The sequence below is a fragment of the Chryseobacterium sp. MEBOG06 genome, assembly GCF_021869765.1.
GTDB lineage: Bacteria > Bacteroidota > Bacteroidia > Flavobacteriales > Weeksellaceae > Chryseobacterium.
The window spans coordinates 14,468-33,170 of sequence record NZ_CP084580.1; the positions used below are offsets into that span (position 1 = coordinate 14,468).

The window sequence follows — 18,703 nt, forward strand, 5'->3', positions numbered from 1 at the left end:
GAGAATTTTTATTTAATAAACATGCAAGATTTCCGGAAAATGAGATTTATATAGATGAGTACTCTAAAATAAATAATGTTTAACGAAAAAAATAATGCAATGAAAAACTTTACAGTACCCCAATTTTTTATAGCCGTACTACTGATATTTACAGGATTCACTTTATACTCTTGCAATGATGACGGGCCAGATATTCCGCCGGTAAGGCTGGAAGAGATGCTTGGCAATTACAAAGGAAAGCTTATTATCGTACAGGGAACCACCAAAACAGAGAGTGTTAAAGATTTTAAAGTAAAAAAAGATACCATAAGTTTTGCAGAATTTCCAATCAATGAAATTGTAAAAACGGTAGTGAAAGATCCGGTAAAAACAGAAGCTGCTATAAAAGCAATAGGAAAAGTGAAATATAACCTTACCTACACCGCTTCAGTAAACAAAGGCAATAATGCTGTAGAATTGGTTTTTTCCCCTAAAACACTCGAGTTTCAGATTCCTGTGGACGGAGTGAATAAAAAAACGGTGGTCACATTGGAAGCTAAGGAGAAAGGATTTTATGTAGGAATGGACCGTTCGCTGAGGTTTGCTTTTACGGCACAGAAAATAACGGTAGATGGAACGTTACTAGCACCTTATGAAATTATTAATTATAATTTTCCATTCTGCATAAAAAATTAATTAATAGATCTGGTTCTAAATGGATTGCACTTTATAAGATGCAATCTATTTTTGCCTGAAAATTTTAATCAGTATTCAAACAGCCACGGGAGCAGTATATGGAAGAAACTAAAGAACAGATTTTGGTAAAGCACCTTCTGAACAAGGAAGAGGCTGCCTGGAAAGAGCTTTTTGGAGCTTATTCCGGAAATCTGACTTATGTCTGTTCCCGTTACGTCACTGAAAGAGAGGATGTTCATGATGTACTTCAAAACAGCTTTATCAAGATGTTCCGCTCTATAGAGTCTTTTGAGTACAGGGGGAATGGTTCATTAAAGGCCTGGATCACCCGTATTGTTGTAAATGAAGCTTTGAAACATATCCAGCAGAAAGGTGACTTTAAATCAGCAGTTGAAGTAGAAGATATTCCTGATATCCCCAATGAAGAAGAGCCGGATTTTGAAGAGATTCCCAAGGATGAAATTATGAAAATGATCAGGTTACTGCCGGATGGGTATAGAACTGTTTTTAATCTGTATGTATTTGAGAAAAAGAGCCATAAAGAAATTGCCGGAATCCTTGGTATTGCAGAAAACTCTTCCGCTTCCCAATTTCACAGGGCAAAAGGATTGCTTGTTCTGAAAATAAAAGAGTTTAAAATGTCAAAAAAAGCACAATATGAATAATGAATGGTTAAATAGCCTGCGAAGCAGAATGGAAGACCATGAAGAAGATATTCCTGATGGTTTGTGGGATGACATCCGAGATGAATTATTTTCCGAAGAAGATAAGAATGCAATAGTTGTAGGTTTATTTTCTGAAAATCAACATGATACTGAAGTGGAATCAAAGTTGGCAAACATAGAAAGCAGAAAAAAACCTTGGCTTTATCGTGTTGGAGGAATTGCTGCAGCAGTAGCATTGCTTTTTTTGATTATAAAAATGCTGCCCGTCAATAGCAGCCAGAAAACTCTTTCTCAAAAGTCTGCCAATAGTAGAAAAGAAGAAGAAAAGATTGCAGCCCCTGGAAAATCAGAAAATCAAAATAACTCAAATAGAGAGGAAGCTATTCCTTTAAGCTCAGATTTTCCTTTAGTGCAAAACAGTTTTAATATAGAGGGCCGGGAAAACAGTTTGAAGGCTCTTAATTTTAAAAAACAAGGACAGGACAAGGTTAATAATAATGAACTCTTAAGAAAATTAGAAAAAAGCCCGGAGACAATAGCGATGTTATCCTATGAATATCCGGAGTCTCGGAAAATAGCTTCAGCCAATGAAAATATAAGTGACTCCGTCAAAGAAAAGACAAAAGATGAGGTTCTTTTTAAAGAGTTGCCAAAAGAAGTATATGCTGAAAATTCGAAAAATAAGGCGGAAAAGTCTCAGGAGAAAAAATCATGGATGCTGAGTATGCTTACAGGAAATGTTTCTTCCAATTCTGCGGTACAGCAGTTTCCGGGGTATGCCTCTATGGATGGTAAACCAATGAATACAGAACAGGTTTGGAGCGCCTCTGAATATACAGATGATCCTCTTACTGCAATATTTTTTGCCAATCAGAGTCAGCCGGTAGAAGCACGGATCAGGCATAAAATACCGGTCACTTTTGGGTTATCCCTTTATTATAACTTAGGAAAAAATTGGGGGATAGGAACGGGACTGAATTATACAAAGCTTGCTTCCGAACTCCATTCAGGGACCGAGGCTAATTATATCAAAGGCGATCAGATTGTTCATTATATCGGAATTCCGGTTCAGGTCAATTATAATGTGGTGCAAAAGGGTCAATTTACAGGATATGTAACAGGAGGAGCCCTTCTGGAGAAGCCCGTGTCAGGAAGCATTACAACAAATTATATCGTTAATGATGAAATAAAAGAAACTTCCAAGGAAAGACTGGAGCATAAGCCACTGCAGTTTTCTGTGAATACAGCTATTGGATTTCAGCTGAAAGTCATTGATAAATTTGGAATTTATGCAGAGCCGGGAATAGGATATCACTTCAAAGGAGACAATGCTCCCAATACTATTTATAAAGAAAAACCACTCCATTTTAATATAAAATTCGGAGTCAGATTGCTGCTGGATTGAATGTAGAGGATGTTTAAATAAAAATCAACTTAAATATCTATATATGAAAACAAAACTAATTCTTTTAGCGTTTGTATTATTCAGCTTTCTGAATATAAAGGCGCAGTGTAACCCGACAATAAGCAGTCCGAGGCTAGGTTTGAAATATCCTGCCACCATCCTGTTCTGTGATACGGAAGATGAGATACTTTCTACGACGCAGAGCTATGGAAGCTATCAATGGTATAAGCAGGAATGGACCTGGCAGACCCCCAATACCAATCCTTGGGTAGCCATTCCGGGAGCCACATCACAGCAACTGACTGTCAATGGCAGTGAACAGCTGAATTATTTTAAAGTCATAGTTAAAGAAGGTGACTGTACAGCAGAAAGTTCTGCCGTTTTTGCAGACGGATTTGTCTATGGTCTCCCTGCTATGATGTCTACTTTCACACCGGGAACCTATGAACAGACAGACACGGGAGCGGTGAATGTATGTAACGGAGCTACCGTAAAACTTGAAAATATTTTTCCTGCAGTATATGGCAAGCACATTTGGTTCAAGTGTGTTCCGGGAGCCAATCCTCCGGCCGGAAATGATCCTTGTATAATCCCTGGCGTAGTAGGCTCCACCTATAATGCTGTAGCTTCTGGAAAATATGGATTTTATGCCTGCACAGAATACTGTCAGGATCAATGCCAGATGTTAGACCCATTTGCATTTTTAGAGCTCAACTTCGGAAATTGGGAATTTTGCAGCAATCTGGCAACAGGAGAAGTAAAGGCTAAAGATAATCAACTGAGAATATATCCAAATCCTACAGCACAGTTCCTGTACATTGGTAAAGAAAATGAAGAATATAAAGAAATTAAGATCATGGATATGTCTGGAAAGCTGATTCTGACAAAAAATGATCATCAGTATAAGCAGGCAATTGATGTAAGCCACCTGGTACCGGGAAATTATATTGTTCTTTCCAAAAGTACTAAGGGAATTGAATATAAAAACAGATTTATAAAGAAATAAGATTAAGATCAGAACTCAGAAAAGTTTAAAGTTTGATTGTGGTAGGAAGTACGGGTGCCGGAAGAAGAACGTTCCTTGTTCAATAGAAGAAGAGCAAAGCACTTTTTTTTAATACTTTAAGTGCGGCAGATGAAGAGTGTTTTATTAATCCTTGTTAAATAATGATCATAATTAAATCCAATGGAAATTCTTCTTTTCGGCATCTGACTTCTTTACTGATAATCTATTTGTTAGTTTTAATAATGGTTGGGATCGGTACAAATTGATTTTGTGCCGATTTTTTGTTAAAAATAGCTAGCCTCACGTACAAGAGGAGCTCTCAAATTTCAATTCGATGTTGTTAATGCTTATTCATGATTATAAGCTAATTACACTATGTATCTAATATTATTCATTAATTATAATTAGAATAAATAAAAATAAAAAGACTTTTTCCTTTGGAGATTCATAGGTATCCTTTAATTTTGCTATTTATAATAATTATAAATAATGAAATTGTATCAGCGTATTTTTATCTTTCTCATTTTTACCCTTTCAATTTCCCTCATCAATGCACAAGATGCTGGTTTTACCATTCAAGGAGTGGTGCAGGACCATACAAAAAAGGGATTAAGTGGAGTGTCCATTTTTGTTGAAAATGCAAAAATCAAAACACAAACCGATCAAAATGGAAATTTTACTATTCATTACAAGAAAGGAGAGGCCACATTGGTTTTCAGTCTGGATGGCTACAAAAAGCTCAGAAAGAAAATGAACTTCGGCAGCGAGGTATCTTCGGTAAGTATTCAGCTATCCGAGGATAAGGCAGTTGTAGAAGAAATTATAGTACACGGAAAAGGTAAAGTGAAAGCACTGCAAGACGGTGCTTTTACCGTTAATGCTATAGATGTTGCCAAATTGGCCAATACTACGGCGGATCTTAATCAGGTTCTGAACAGAACTACAGGGATCAAAGTTCGCCAGCAGGGTGGTGTGGGTTCAGATTATAACTTCTCTATCAACGGAATGTCCGGAAAAGCTGTGAAATTCTTTATAGACGGCGTTCCTTTGGAAATGCTTGGGAAAGGGGTAGACCTGAGTACATTACCTGTAAATATGGCCGAGCGTGTGGAGATTTATAAAGGTGTTGTTCCTATTCATTTAAGTACTGATGCTATGGGAGGTGCTGTAAATATTATTACTCCCGGGAGCAGCAAGAACTACCTGGATGCCGGGATAAGTGTAGGATCTTTTAATACACAACGGATCAATCTGAATGGACAGGTTAAAGATGATAAAACGGGAATAATCCTTCGCATCAACAGTTTTTATAACCATTCTGATAACAACTACCTGATGAAGGATATGAAAATCTGGAATGCAGCCAAAAACGAATATGAACTAAGAAATGTAAAACGCTTTAACGACAGATATCAATCTGTTTTTGGTATGGCTGAAGTTGGATTTGAAAATAAAAGCTGGGCGGATTCTTTCTTTGTAGGAATGTCACAGTCGCTTTTCGACAAACAGATACAGACAGGATCCAACCAGGAAGTAGTTTATGGTGGAGTAAAGCAAAACGGAGAAGCTTATAATTACTTTATGAAGTATAAAAAGACTAATCTCTTCAATGACCGTCTGGATGTGAATGTTTATGCAGGTTTTTCTAAAAGTACCCAGAAAGCAACCGATACCCTTATGCGTAAATATAGCTGGGATGGTACTTTCGAGCCTGCTGCTTCAAGTGAAAAAGGAGGCAGTAGTATCATAATGCAGTACGAAGACCGCTTTTATTCACAAGCTGGGGCTACTTACAGAATAGCTGAACATCATAAGCTTATTTTTAATTATGTACTCGATTATATTAAAAATACCACATTCAATAAACTTGAAGAGCAGAAAGAAAATGTGTTTCCTGCGAAGATGACCAAGCAGATCTTGTCTATGGCTTATCAGCAGGACTTTTTCAATAAGCACTGGACTAATATTTTCTTTAGTAAATATTATCGCGTAGGACTTCAGAAAACGGTTTTCGATCCGGTGACCAGAACTGATTATCCTGCAAAAGATAATTTTAGTAACTGGGGTTACGGATTTGCTACAACTGTAAAGATTACGAGAGGAATGGGGATAAAAGGATCATTTGAACATGCCTATCGTTTGATAGAGCCACAGGAAATATTTGGTGATGGTGTTGCTGTAACGAGTAATATGGATCTGAAGCCTGAAACCAGTAATAATGTAAACGTGGGCCTATACTATAATCACCAGTGGGGATCACATGCTTTCCGGATAGAAGGTTCAGGGTATATACGTGACACAAAGGATTTTATCTATACGGTTCCTAATCTGTACAACAGCACCTTCAAATATGAAAACCTGTCCAATATCCTTACCCGCGGACTGGAAGGAGAGCTGAGCTATCAATACAAAAGACTCCTGAACGTTTTAGCGAATGTAAGCTATAACAAAGCTTATGACAATACAAAATTTGCCAACAACAGCGAGGATGTAGTTTCAGCAACTTACAAAAAAGATGTTCCAAACCAACCATGGTTATTTGGGAATGTGAATGTAAGCATCGGAAAAGATGACTGGTTTCAGAAAGAAAGCAGGGTAGAGCTTTACTACGGACTACAGATGACAGAGTGGTTCTACAAAAACTGGAAATCCTACGGAAATCCTAGAAATATTCCGATTGTTCCAAGACAAACTCTGCACAACATAGGTATAAGTTATTCCATGAAGAACGGAAGGTATAATTTGGCGTTCGATGTAACCAACCTTAGTGATGCACTGGCATATGACAACTTTAAACTTCAGAAGCAGGGACGCGCTTTTTATGTAAAATTCAGATATCTCCTTAAGTAAAAAATCATGACACAATATTTAAGAAATAGTATATTTTTAATACTAATATGTTTATCCGTAATTGGCTGTGAACGTGAACCAGGCTCCGACAGTTCCAATAGCGGCGAAAAAGACTATAAATACTTTCTGCTTTCCGCTTTAGGAAGCTGGCCCAACACTGTACATTATATGACGGCTACCAATGACCTTACAAAAGGTGAAATGGATATTACCAAAGAAGGAGACGAGATAAACTCTAAAGGAACCTATTCCTATATTGTAAAAAACGGTTTTATTTATAATTACAAAACCGATCAGGGGGTACTCAAAAAGTTTAAATACACACAGGATAGGCTCACCACCATAAAAGAAGTTCCTTATACCTATATTACGGATATTTCCAGCTATGTATGGGTAAATGATAACACTTTGGTAGTTGTGGGAGAAACAGGAGATGGCCAGCACATACGCTATACCATTTTCAATGTTGCTGATCTTAGTATTATCCGTCAGGGCGAGATTGAAGGATTTCAGCCTTTCCCGAATGCTTATAATTTCTACGCACTGGGTGCTATGAGTTATATGGATGGACAGATCTATTTGCAGTACAACTTCCGCGATGGTAAATGGCTTACGCCGGAATATTATAACTTTGCTGTAATAGATTATACCACTTTCAAAGTGAAAAATTCAATAACTGATAGCCGGAGCCCTGGGGTTGCTAATGGTTCCCCCTATTTCAAAACGACTTTTACGAAGGATAAAGAAGCTTTTTACTACACTTGTTTTCCACGTGCAGGAGCAGGATCAAGTAATATTTATCTTTTCAGGGCGCTTAAAGGTGCTACTTCACCCGATGCAGGGTATCAGATAAATCTTACCGATCTGGTAGGAGGTAAATCTCTGGAAACAGTGATAGATTATATTGGCAACAATAAGATGGTGGTTCTGTACCGCGATCCTGCATTAGGGAGTACCTATAATGGTCGTTATGCCATCATAGATATCGAAACCAAACAATTGATTCGGATACTGGATGAACTGCCGGGAGATGAACCCTATGAACAAGGAATGTTTTTTCAGGATAAAAAGTTATACATCGCGGTAAACACAAATAAAGGAGGCAATTATGTATGGATTTATGATGTTCAAACTGACAAAGTAACTAAGGGCATGAAGCTTCCGGATGGTATTTCTGGCTTTGCCCGCTTCGATAAATTATATGACTAATCACAGGCTATCAATTTGGTAGAAAATATTGAATATTTAATTGGTAAAAAAAACTGTTCTCAATAATTTTGAGAACAGTTTTTTGTTTCCGCTTAATAACTCTGAGGCGGTTCCCAGGTTTAACAAAAAAATGACCGGGAAAATATCCGGCCATTCTAAGCTTTTCGATAGCTTTTATATAAATGATTTAATGTTTAAAGTTTGTAATTAAACGAGAGCGTTACCACCCGGCTGTCCAGATTGTATTTTTGTCGGATTGTAGAACTGAAGTTATTTCCGGTTACACGGTAATTATTTGTTTTTAACAAATCTGTCACTGCAAGTTTTAAAGTTGCTTTATCCTTCAATAATGTTTTCGAAATCCCCAGTGTCAGATCAAAATAAGCATCGCGGATAAACAAGCCAATATTTGATTTCGAGAAATACTGTGCGTTAACCTCTGCTTTTACACCTTTTGCAATGCTGAAGCTGTTTTGTGCATTTAATGTAAATGCCAGTTGTGAGCTGTTTACTGAATAATTCTGGTAATCACCTTTATACTCATTGTTGAATACATTAAGCATGGAGGTAAGCGACCAGAACTTGAAAAGCTTTGTTGTTGCTGTGATGTTGGCACCATATACATAAGACCTGTTCAGGTTGTCCTGAGTCTTTACCAGGATTCCTGTGTCCGGCTGGTAGTTGTAGACTTCTGTCATTACATCATTTGTTACACTAAAGTAAGCTGATGCTATGATATATTTTCCCCAGGTATACCCCAATTCTGTTGCATGGGTAAACTCCGGATTCAGATTTGGATTTCCTTGCCAATAGTTGAATGGATCATCATAAAAACGAAACGGGTTCAGGTCGAAATGACTCGGCCTGTTGATCCTTTTACTGTATGAAGCATAAAATCCATGCTGATCATTCATCTGGTATTTGATGGATGCGCTTGGGAAAAGATTGGTATAATTCCTTTTTCTTTGCTCCCGGGATGTTTTCTGGTTGATGTCTGTATGGGTCATTTCCGTTCTCAATCCCAGCTGGAAGTTCCATTTCGTCAGATTTAATTTGTAATTGGTGTATAATGCATGAATTTGCTCTTTATAGACATATTCATTACTTGCTTTATCGTCATTTATCCAGTCTTCACCCTGTTGTATAAAATACTCTGAAGGATTGTTGTTAGACTTTACAGTAGACTTCAGACCTGCTTCCAGATTATGTCTATCGCTAAAAGGGAGTGTAAAATCGACCTTGGCATTGAAGACCTTTAAGCGGGAAGCAATGCTGCCTCTTCTATTGTTAAACTTCTCTGTTCCCTGATTCACCAATGCATCAGAAAGCTGATTCTGGCGGGAATTGAAACGTGAAGTTTCGTATTCCAGATCCACATCTACCTTATAGTCCTTATCATTGAAGATGTGCGTACCCTTTAGATTATACGTATAGTCGTACCAGTTTTCTTTGCTTTTGTTATCCGAAAGGACATGAGCAAAAAGATTATCTGCAGGCTGAAATATTCTGTTTTCACCCCCCGAAAAATCTTCATATCTTCCTATTTTAGCATCAAATAAAGCACCAATAGTCGTTTTATCACTGAAAGCATAATCTGCACCAAATTTAAAATTATTGGAGGTTAAAGGCTCGCTGGTTATTGAATTTTGATCTGTTTTCCTTGTGATTTGCTGAGGTTGTTTTTCATCAAAGAAAACCTGGCTAAAGACCCGTCGTTCCTCCTCACCACGGAAAGTATAACTATAATCTCCATTCAGAGAAAGCTTCTTATGAGTATAGCTCAGGCTCAGTCCGGTATTAATTCTATTTTTACGGCCTCTTCCGCCATTCAGGTAATAGTTGCCGCTAAAGCCTTCCAGTGAGCTCTTTTTAAGAATAATATTAATGATACCTGCATTTCCCGCAGCATCGTATTTGGAGGATGGATTTGCGATAATTTCAATATTCTTTACCAGTGTAGAATTGGTAGAGCGTAATAAGTTGGCCAATTCCTTAGTTGATAGGGAGCTCAGCTTACCATTAATCATTACACTTACCCCTTTCTTACCACGTAAGGACAGCTCGCCCTCCTGCGAAACCACCACACCGGGTGTTTTACCCAGTAATTCCAGGACAGTTGTACCATCAGACAATACACTGTTTTCAACATTAAAAATCATTTTATCAGCCTTTTGCTGAAAAATTGCTTTGCTGCCTTTTATAACAATGCCACTAATTTCTGAAGTTTTTTCTGTCTGCAAAGAATCTTTCAGGCTTTCTTCCGTTTGTCCGTAGGCATTCAGGCTCGCCATTAGAGGTAACCATATATAGTGTTTCTTCATGTTAATGGATTTAGGTTGTTGTTTTCTTTTTATTTCTCCGGCCCCACCAGATCATAAACCCGGTTATCGGCAATGAAGCGCAGAATAAGCTCATTATGAACGCCAGTATTTTTCCCGGCATTCCAAAGAAAGCACCCACGTGCAGATCATAGGTGGCATCTGTAGCTCTTTCTGCCATGGGCTTGTCTTGATGCGGGCGGCTAAACAGAAGTTTCCCCGAATGCTCATCAAAAATCATCATTGAAGACTCGGCATAAGTGAATTCTTTTTCTTTGATCCAGACACTTAGGTTATCATGTTGGTGATCAGCGTCAGCATGATCTTCCAGGTCAATTCCAAAGGAATATGCCTTTGGGTAGTGGATTTTTACCTGTTCTATGATGCGGTCTATAGTTGTTGCTGTTTCCACAGATTCCGGAGCAGTTGTTTTGTACTTACTGTAATCTGGTGTCGCAGTGGAAAAGCCATTGAGTAATGCATATAACCATATTTGGGTAATACGGAAGGAATACATAATCCCTGTAATAGCAACAATAATGGCTAGAAAGGAGGCATAAAAGCCCAGTATATTATGTACATCGTAGTTCTTGCGGCGCCAGCCTTTTACCTTCTCCCAGCGAAACCATAGACGCTGTTTGCGCATCTTTTTGTTCTTCGGCCACCATAGGATAATCCCTGTAATCAGCATTACCACAAAGATAATGGTAGATACTCCCACAATAGTACCTCCAATTTTATTGCTCAGGAGCAATGAGCGGTGTAGGATCATACTGATAAAGAATGGATTGTTTTTTACATCATAGATTGCGAGTACCTTTCCGGTATATTGGTTTACGTAAACGTTTTTATAAACAATAAAGGTGTTAAAGTGGTTCCACCCATCAGGATTGATTTTAATCAGTCCGAACTGGTAGGAGCGGGAAGGGTCCATAGGGATGGTGACATCATCTGTTTTGACGATTTCGTTTTTCAGTTGATCATTGACGAGGTCTCTTAGCTCGCGTATAGGAATAGGCTTTTTATGCTGGATATCTTTCTCTCCATGATATGAATGTTCTTTGCGCAATGCAGAAGTAATGTCTTCATTGAAAACAAAAAATGCACCTGATAAAGAAACGATTAAAACAATGATACCTGAAAGAAGTCCCAGCCAGAGGTGGGCTTTCAAAATATATTTTTTGAAGGTTCCCTTAGACTTCTTTTTAACGACTTGCTGCATTTATACGGTTATTATTACTATTTAGTCTTATTAAAAATAAATAAAATACAAATATAGTTTTATTTATAATAATTCTAAACAACGTGATGCTTTATTTTACCTTCAAAACCTGACTTTTATTAGGATTTATGAGATTTGATATTTATTTCAGGATAAAAGAGAGACCGGCAAAAAGATGCCGTTTTTAAGGTAAGTTCTGGCATGATAGTAATAATTGTAGACGTTAATGGAATGATTTTTCCTGAACAAAAGATAGAGAAGCAACTATGATAAGTGATCTAGAGTATTACTTGGCAAAGTGATCTCTCCAAAGAGAAATAGATCCGTTGAACAAATTCCCCGGAGTTTGAGACTTTAAAAAGCTTCGTAAAGCCTATTTTATCCTAAAATTTTTAGCGTACTTAAGGAGCGAGCTTATCTTAATTACATGCAAGCCTAAATAGCGCTGATGGTAAAATTTTAAGACTCCTTTTATTAATATCTTTTTTAATTTACTTGTTTTTGTAGAAAATAAGCAGCTTATCTTACAGATTTTCAAAATAGTATATTATTTATATTTACTTCAAAAAGTACTTATGTTGATCAAAATTTATGGAAGTGCCATTCATGGTGTTTCCGCTCAGACCATAACTATTGAAGTAAATGTAGATACCGGAGGAGTAGGGTATCACTTGGTTGGACTCCCTGATAATGCTATTAAAGAAAGCAGTTACAGGATTTCTGCTGCATTGAAGAATGTAAACTACAAGATTCCGGGGAAAAAGATTACTATTAATATGGCTCCGGCAGACCTTAGAAAAGAAGGTTCTGCTTATGACTTGAGTATCGCTATTGGAATTTTAGCGGCATCAGATCAAATTCTAGCTGAAGAAATTCAAAACTATATCATTATGGGAGAGCTTTCGCTGGACGGAAGTTTACAGCCCATCAAAGGAGTCTTACCCATCGCTATTCAGGCAAAAGAAGAAGGCTTTAAAGGAATTATTCTTCCTGTTCAAAATGCGAGAGAAGCAGCTATTGTGAGTGATCTTGACGTATATGGAGTGGAAAATATTAAAGAGGTGATTGACTTTTTTAACGAAGGAAAGGTTCTTGAGAAAGTAGTGCTGGATACCAGAAAAGAATTTCATGAAAAGATTAATAATTTCCCCTTTGATTTTTCTGAAGTTAAAGGTCAGGAAACAGCCAAAAGAGCTATGGAAGTTGCCGCAGCCGGTGGGCACAATATTATCCTGATCGGACCTCCGGGAAGTGGAAAAACAATGCTTGCCAAAAGAGTTCCAAGTATCTTGCCTCCACTTACCTTAAAAGAAGCGCTGGAAACCACAAAGATACATTCCGTGGCAGGTAAAATGGGAACCGAATCATCCCTCATGACTGTTCGGCCCTTCAGAGCTCCTCACCATACAATCTCAGACGTAGCACTCGTTGGTGGAGGAAGCTATCCGCAGCCTGGAGAAATTTCTCTTGCCCACAACGGAGTCCTGTTTCTGGATGAAATGCCGGAATTTAAACGAACCGTATTGGAAGTAATGCGTCAGCCTTTAGAAGACCGTGAGGTGACCATTTCAAGAGCGCGTTTTACCGTAAATTATCCTGCAAGCTTCATGCTGGTAGCCTCAATGAATCCGAGTCCAAGTGGTTTTTTTCCGGATGATCCCAGCAATACCTCTTCAGTATATGAAATGCAGCGGTACATGAATAAGCTTTCCGGACCGCTTCTGGATAGAATAGATATTCATATTGAAGTTCAGAAAGTGGAATTTGAACAGCTCTCCGAAAAAAGGAAAGGTGAAAAAAGTAAGGATATAAGGGAACGGGTGCAGAAAGCAAGAGAAATTCAAAATGAGAGATATAAAAATCTTAACATCAGTAGTAATGCTCAGATTGGTCCCAGGGAAATTGAAGCTTTTTGTGAGCTGGACGAAAGTTCTTTTAATCTTATAAAGATAGCTATGGAAAAACTGAATCTTTCCGCAAGAGCCTACGATAGAATTCTTAAAGTTGCCAGAACCATTGCTGATCTTGATGGCTCAGAAAATATTCTTTCCCAACATATTTCTGAAGCCATACAATACAGAAGCTTGGACAGAGAGTTTTGGAATGGATAATGTGGACCTCTTTTTTATAGCAAATAGGTTAGGTTGTATTTTATACCCCGTTTATTTCTGGGTCTAATTTAAGATTGATAAAAAATGGATTGTTGTAGGCTTTAGGAACCCATTGAAACCCATTATTTACCTTATTTATATACCCTATACCCGGCCATGGAAGGTGAGCAGAGCAGATAAGTGTTCTGTTTTTGTAACAAGTTTCCAGAACTTTCTTACGGGTTTCAATTCCTGTTTCAAAGTCTATATCCCATTGCGTTCCCCAGTCCGGCTTCGCAATAAGTAAAGGAGAATGAAAGATATCTACCACATTGGTGAGTGACAGATTTCCATTATACACCGTATATATAATATGCCCTGGAGTAGGCTGTGTTTGAATACATGAGAAAAGATTGTCTCCCATTTCAAATTTTGTAAGTAGATTATCAATAGAAGAAAGGATTTTTCTGACCAGAGGAATACTGGGTTTCCCGCCTTCAGGATTTTTACTTTTTTGAAAATCTGGTGTATCAGTCATCCAGAATTCAAATTCCTGGCGCGAAATGTAGTAATGTGCATGAGGGAATACAAAATCACCGTTCTTAGAAAGGATTCCTCCTATATGGTCTCTGTGAGCATGGGTAATCAGAACATCCGTTATAGACTCAGGGGTAAATCCTGCCGCTGCAAGACTATATAATAGCTGCCCTGCATGCTCTTCATCATAAAATCCCTCTCCGGTATCTACTAAAATGATACGTTCATCTTTTTTGACAAGCATTACGTTAATAGGCGCTTCATAATAAGACTCCGATAAATAAAGATTACGGAGTTCATTTTTTACAAGACTTTGAGGGATTCCGGGAGCTAAAATCGGCTGATGATAACCTATACCAAAATAGCCGTCAGAAAGTATAAAAATATCCAGTTCATTGCATGGAATATGTATAAATCCATGATCTCTCAGTTTTTGGTCCATATTAAAAATGAGGCGTATTTTGTTTTTGCAAATTTAAATAATATTCTGATATCATTGATTCTCAACTGAGAAATTGATAAGTTAACTCTGTGTTTTAAACTTTTAAGAGGTTGGTATTTATGTTTTTAAATTGCTTTTTTTTGCTAAAATATCTCGGAATATAAGTTAACTATTAAAAACACCGCCCGGACATATTGCCTGAGCGGTGTGATCCAGCAAAATATTAAATTAATTCACAGTTACTTTGATCACATTCTGCACCGCAGGAACCGGATATTGGCTCCCTACTTTAGAAATGTTCATGTTTTCAGGCTGTGGAGTCCCCCCGAACAGTGCCTGATGATTTCCGGCTCCAGGATACTGATCAATCCCGGTTCCCGAATCAAATAGTGTAGTTTTTGAAGTAAGATCTCCTTTAGCATTGGCTTCGATACTTTGTTCATTGGCGTAGAACCAGTCATTTGAAAAACCAAACATGGTTGCATAAGCAATTTTATCCCCCGGGTCTGCAGTGAAAGCAGCCATAACCTTATTTCCTGGTGTCACTGGTGCGTTTCCGGCAATATATACTGCTTTTACATTGGATAAAGCTTTCAGACTGTTTTGAAGTTTTGTTACATTTCCAGACTGAGCAATCTCTTTTAGTCCCATTCCGCTGTCACTTTTCCCCAGTTCATAAATTGGATTTTTATCCCCGTGGTAAACAACAACAATTGCAGGAGAAAGACCTGTCATAATTCCAGTATTGGCATTTAACTTCAACTTCATTTTATCAATATTTCCCATTTGGGCAATATCTGTAATTTCAGGATTTGAAAGAGCATTAGGAGTAAAAAATGGAGCACTGTTTAGCAGCTGAGATCCATTGTAATTAGAAACGGCCCATACTCCGGGTGAAAAAGGAGTTTCATTGGCTGTTCCGCCTGAGGTATTGGTAATGGTCAGTGTAAACTCAGAGGTTACATCATTATAAGCAAGGTTTAGTTTCATCAGCTGGGAGGCATTTACATTAGAAACCTGCATGATGGGTTTACTTTCCGGCTGCCCTGTCATGTTGTCTTTCGTTCCGTTGTCCCATAATAATACACTTGAAGAGACATCTCCGGTGATGGCATTTCCATTCATGTCAAAAAGTTTAATTCCAGGTTGTTGAGAAGCGAAAAACCAGTCTTTGGACGCTCCATACATCGTTGCCAACATTAAAGCCTGTGTTTTTCCTGCACTGAACTTAATAGAAACAGACTGTCCTGGCAGAATAACCGGAGCAGTTCCTGTTCCCTGGAAGTTTCCGCTTTGTACAAAATCTTTTGGGGTAACTATATTTTCAAAAGTAATTGTCCTTTGAGATGGCGTATCCATCATATTGTTTTCCGAATTATCACATGATGCAAGTACCAATGCAGCAAGAATACCGGCCGCTGGAGCCACGATTTTAAAAAAGGTCTTTTTCATAAGAATAAATTTTTAATAATTATTATTGATTATTAAAAGTATAGTCGAGCCCTTTTTTTAATCCTGACAAAAAAGATAAAAATAATTTCTTACTGAATAAAAGATGCGTCAGGTTTTGTCGCAGTACAGGAAGATATTTGTAGTAAGTTAAAGGAAAATAATTTCTCTGTGATTTTAATTAATCCCAAAGCAAAGAACATTCAATGAATAATTTTAGGGTATTAACTAAAGATTTTTCAGCTAATGAAAGTGCTGTCATAGATATCAGATCTTTAGGACTTATAAATAGGTTCGGAACATTAATATTTGAAAATCAAACAGGAAAGGCAGCTCAATTTTCTTGGCAGAGAGATGAGACTCCTTACGGTGAAAAAAGGACAGGCTATTTTAAAGAGATAATGAATGATCTAGGGGTAAAAGTAAGCCATTATAAAGGTTTTATCACCGTTACCAATGGAGGTGGAAGTCAGCATTTGGAAGTGGAATTACAAGTGTGATGAAGAATCTTTATATTCCATTTGTCCCTTCCAGAATCACCCGAGTCATTTTAATCTTCAAAATAAAAAAACCGTGAAAGTAAATTTCACGGTTTCAAAAATAGATCAAAAAAGATTATTTTTTCTTTATTTTCTTGGGAGTTACAGTAGTTCCTGAATTTTTAGATTTTGTATCAGCCGGAGTATTGGCATCTCTTACAAGCTTTAATTCATCAACTATTCTTCTTGCACCCGCATATTTATCGATTGTCCAAAGAACGAAACGAACGTCTACGTTGATTGTTTTCTGAAACTCAGGCTCGAATACGATATCACCGCTTAATGCTTCGCTGTTTCCATCGAATGCGATACCAATAAGGTTTCCATCTCCATCAATTACCGGAGAACCAGAGTTCCCACCTGTAATATCATTGTTAGAAAGGAAGTTTACCGGCATATAACCAGCAGCATCAGCATACTGTCCGAAATCCTTAAGGTTATAAAGATCGATCACTCGTTGAGGAAGGTCAAACTCTTCATCACCTTTCTTGTATTTTCCAACAAGACCAGTCATGTCAGTATAATAGTTATCCGTAATACCGAAATAGTTTCTGTCATTTCTGATAGGAAGCTTATCTACAGTACCATAAGTTAATCTCATTGTAGAGTTAGCATCAGGATAGAATTTCTTCTCAGGCATTGCCTTCATTAATCCTGCTAAGAACAGACGGTTCTTTTTTGCAAAATTGTCATCTACCTGAACGTATCTTTCGGTGCTCATTTTTTGGTCAGCAACAATTCCGTTAGCAGCTTTCCAAAGTGGATCAGCATCAAGCTTCAATGGATCTGGATTCAGTAAGAAGTTTGTTGCAGAAGTTTTGTTTGCAAAAATTGAAGAGTAGGCCAGATTAGAAACTGTTTTAGCATCCAGTCCTAAAATAGTAGCAGAAGCAATTTCTTTATTGGTTACTTTTGTTTGGTACAGGTTTACCATAGAAGTAAGCATTTCTCCTTCCAAACTAGTATTGATATTTTCATAAGCCGCTTTAATGGCAGCTTCAGTTTTAGCTTTCATAGCCAATCTTCCCTGCATATCCTGAGCAGCATAAGCCTTAAGAGCAGATCCTACCTGCATAGCAAGAGACATGTATTTTGCATTTTTTGAGAATTGAGAAGCATAGTTTCTTTCAACATTTCTTTCAGAAACCTGCTTATAATAAGCCTGGATGTCTTCCAAAATACCGTCATAAGATTCATTTCCAGACATCATAGACCATTTTCTGAAGATGTCTTCGGTTTTTTGCTTATCAGCAATCGTTCCGTTTTTCTCTACCGCATCAATCGTTCCTTGTCTGTTCTTCCAGTAGTTGGCTACAGAAGCATATTGAGAAGCATAATTAAGCTGAGTAGCTTTATCCTTATCCATATATTTCTTCATTACGTCCATAGCTAATTTGGAAGCTTCAACCCATGCCGGGTAATCTTTGCTTACCATTTGCTCAATTCCGTAAGAAGTAAGGTAACGGTTTGTTCTACCGGGATATCCTAAGATCATAGAGAAATCACCAGGCTTAATTCCTTTAAGAGAAACCGGCAGGAAATGCTTAGGCTTCAAAGGAGTGTTGCTTGGAGAATATTCAGCAGGGTTTCCTGCAGCATCAGCGTATACTCTGAAAACCGTAAAGTCAGCAGTATGTCTTGGCCATTCCCAGTTGTCTGTATCTCCTCCGAATTTTCCTAATGATGAAGGTGGAGCACCTACCAATCTGATATCTTTATAATCCTGGTATACGAAATAATAGAACTCATTTCCGTTAAAGAAATCTCTTACTACTACAGTATATTTTCCATTTGCAGAGTTTTCTGTTTGGATCGCTTTAGTTTCAGCGTCAATCACAGCTTTTCTCTCTGCTCCGGTCATATTATCGTTCAGTTTGGAAGTGATTCTTTTTGTAGCATCATCCATTCTCACTAAAAATCTTACATAAAGATCCTTTGCATTGAATTCGTCTTTCTGTTTCATTGCCCAGAAACCATTCTTTAAATAGTCTTTTTCCGGAGTAGAAGCAGCGGCAACAGCACCATAACCACAGTGGTGGTTGGTAAATATAAGTCCTTTATCAGAAACAATTTCACCTGTACAGAAACCACCGAAACTTACGATAGCATCCTTTAAGCTTGAATTGTTTACAGAATAAATTTCTTCAGGCGTCAGATGTAGGCCCTCTTTTTGCATATCAACACCGTTAAGTCTTTTGATGAGCATAAGCAGCCACATCCCCTCATCCGCCCTCATCTGAGCAAAGCCCAGTAAGAAAGTGAATAGTAGAAATAGTCTTTTCATTTTATAAAATAA

Annotated in this window: 13 protein-coding genes; 8 read left to right on the forward strand and 5 right to left on the reverse strand. The window is 37.7% G+C overall.

What is annotated here, in order from left to right; all coding sequences use genetic code 11:
* Window positions 1-99 precede the first annotated feature (99 nt).
* The 6 genes from LF887_RS00055 to LF887_RS00080 all read left to right on the forward strand — a co-directional run bounded on the left by LF887_RS00055 (window position 100) and on the right by LF887_RS00080 (window position 7,810).
* Window positions 100-675 carry a DUF4840 domain-containing protein gene (locus LF887_RS00055; RefSeq protein ID WP_236856801.1) on the forward strand — a complete coding sequence of 192 codons (576 nt, stop codon included), beginning with the start codon at window positions 100-102 and terminating at the stop codon, window positions 673-675.
* Between the two features lie 98 nt (window positions 676-773).
* Window positions 774-1,340, forward strand: a complete 567-nt coding sequence (locus LF887_RS00060; RefSeq protein ID WP_236856802.1) for an RNA polymerase sigma factor — start codon at window positions 774-776, stop codon at window positions 1,338-1,340.
* Window positions 1,333-2,745 carry an outer membrane beta-barrel protein gene (locus LF887_RS00065; protein WP_236856803.1) on the forward strand — a complete coding sequence of 471 codons (1,413 nt, stop codon included), beginning with the start codon at window positions 1,333-1,335 and terminating at the stop codon, window positions 2,743-2,745. Before LF887_RS00060 ends, LF887_RS00065 begins: the two co-directional genes overlap by 8 nt.
* Before the next feature lie 43 nt (window positions 2,746-2,788).
* Window positions 2,789-3,751, forward strand: coding sequence for a T9SS type A sorting domain-containing protein (locus LF887_RS00070; RefSeq protein WP_236856804.1), 963 nt, complete (start codon window positions 2,789-2,791; stop codon window positions 3,749-3,751).
* A 489-nt stretch (window positions 3,752-4,240) separates the two neighbouring features.
* Entirely contained in the window at window positions 4,241-6,601 is a 2,361-nt protein-coding gene (locus tag LF887_RS00075) for a TonB-dependent receptor (RefSeq protein ID WP_236856805.1), read from the forward strand.
* A gap of 6 nt (window positions 6,602-6,607) precedes the next feature.
* On the forward strand, window positions 6,608-7,810 hold the full coding sequence (locus tag LF887_RS00080) for a DUF4374 domain-containing protein (protein ID WP_236856806.1): 1,203 nt from the start codon (window positions 6,608-6,610) through the stop codon (window positions 7,808-7,810).
* A 194-nt stretch (window positions 7,811-8,004) separates the two neighbouring features.
* Here LF887_RS00080 and LF887_RS00085 read toward each other — a convergent pair whose 3' ends face one another.
* Together LF887_RS00085 and LF887_RS00090 are read right to left on the reverse strand one after the other, a co-directional pair.
* Window positions 8,005-10,131 carry a TonB-dependent receptor domain-containing protein gene (locus LF887_RS00085; protein WP_236856807.1) on the reverse strand — a complete coding sequence of 709 codons (2,127 nt, stop codon included), beginning with the start codon at window positions 10,129-10,131 and terminating at the stop codon, window positions 8,005-8,007.
* 10 nt (window positions 10,132-10,141) lie between these two features.
* Window positions 10,142-11,350 carry a PepSY-associated TM helix domain-containing protein gene (locus LF887_RS00090; RefSeq protein WP_236856808.1) on the reverse strand — a complete coding sequence of 403 codons (1,209 nt, stop codon included), beginning with the start codon at window positions 11,348-11,350 and terminating at the stop codon, window positions 10,142-10,144.
* 575 nt (window positions 11,351-11,925) lie between these two features.
* On the opposite strand from LF887_RS00090, the gene LF887_RS00095 reads away from it, so the two are divergent.
* On the forward strand, window positions 11,926-13,461 hold the full coding sequence (locus LF887_RS00095; RefSeq protein WP_236856809.1) for a YifB family Mg chelatase-like AAA ATPase: 1,536 nt from the start codon (window positions 11,926-11,928) through the stop codon (window positions 13,459-13,461).
* A gap of 40 nt (window positions 13,462-13,501) precedes the next feature.
* Here the strand turns inward: LF887_RS00095 and LF887_RS00100 are convergent, their stop codons facing one another.
* Both LF887_RS00100 and LF887_RS00105 read right to left on the reverse strand, forming a co-directional pair.
* Window positions 13,502-14,419 carry an MBL fold metallo-hydrolase gene (locus LF887_RS00100; RefSeq protein ID WP_236856810.1) on the reverse strand — a complete coding sequence of 306 codons (918 nt, stop codon included), beginning with the start codon at window positions 14,417-14,419 and terminating at the stop codon, window positions 13,502-13,504.
* Window positions 14,420-14,647: 228 nt separating this feature from the next.
* Window positions 14,648-15,871, reverse strand: a complete 1,224-nt coding sequence (locus LF887_RS00105; protein WP_236856811.1) for a spondin domain-containing protein — start codon at window positions 15,869-15,871, stop codon at window positions 14,648-14,650.
* A gap of 203 nt (window positions 15,872-16,074) precedes the next feature.
* On the opposite strand from LF887_RS00105, the gene LF887_RS00110 reads away from it, so the two are divergent.
* A complete protein-coding gene (locus LF887_RS00110; protein ID WP_236856812.1) occupies window positions 16,075-16,368 on the forward strand; it encodes a hypothetical protein in 294 nt (97 codons plus the stop codon).
* A 115-nt stretch (window positions 16,369-16,483) separates the two neighbouring features.
* On the opposite strand, the gene LF887_RS00115 is transcribed toward LF887_RS00110, so the two are convergent.
* Window positions 16,484-18,691, reverse strand: a complete 2,208-nt coding sequence (locus tag LF887_RS00115) for a S46 family peptidase (RefSeq protein ID WP_236856813.1) — start codon at window positions 18,689-18,691, stop codon at window positions 16,484-16,486.
* Window positions 18,692-18,703 lie beyond the last annotated feature (12 nt).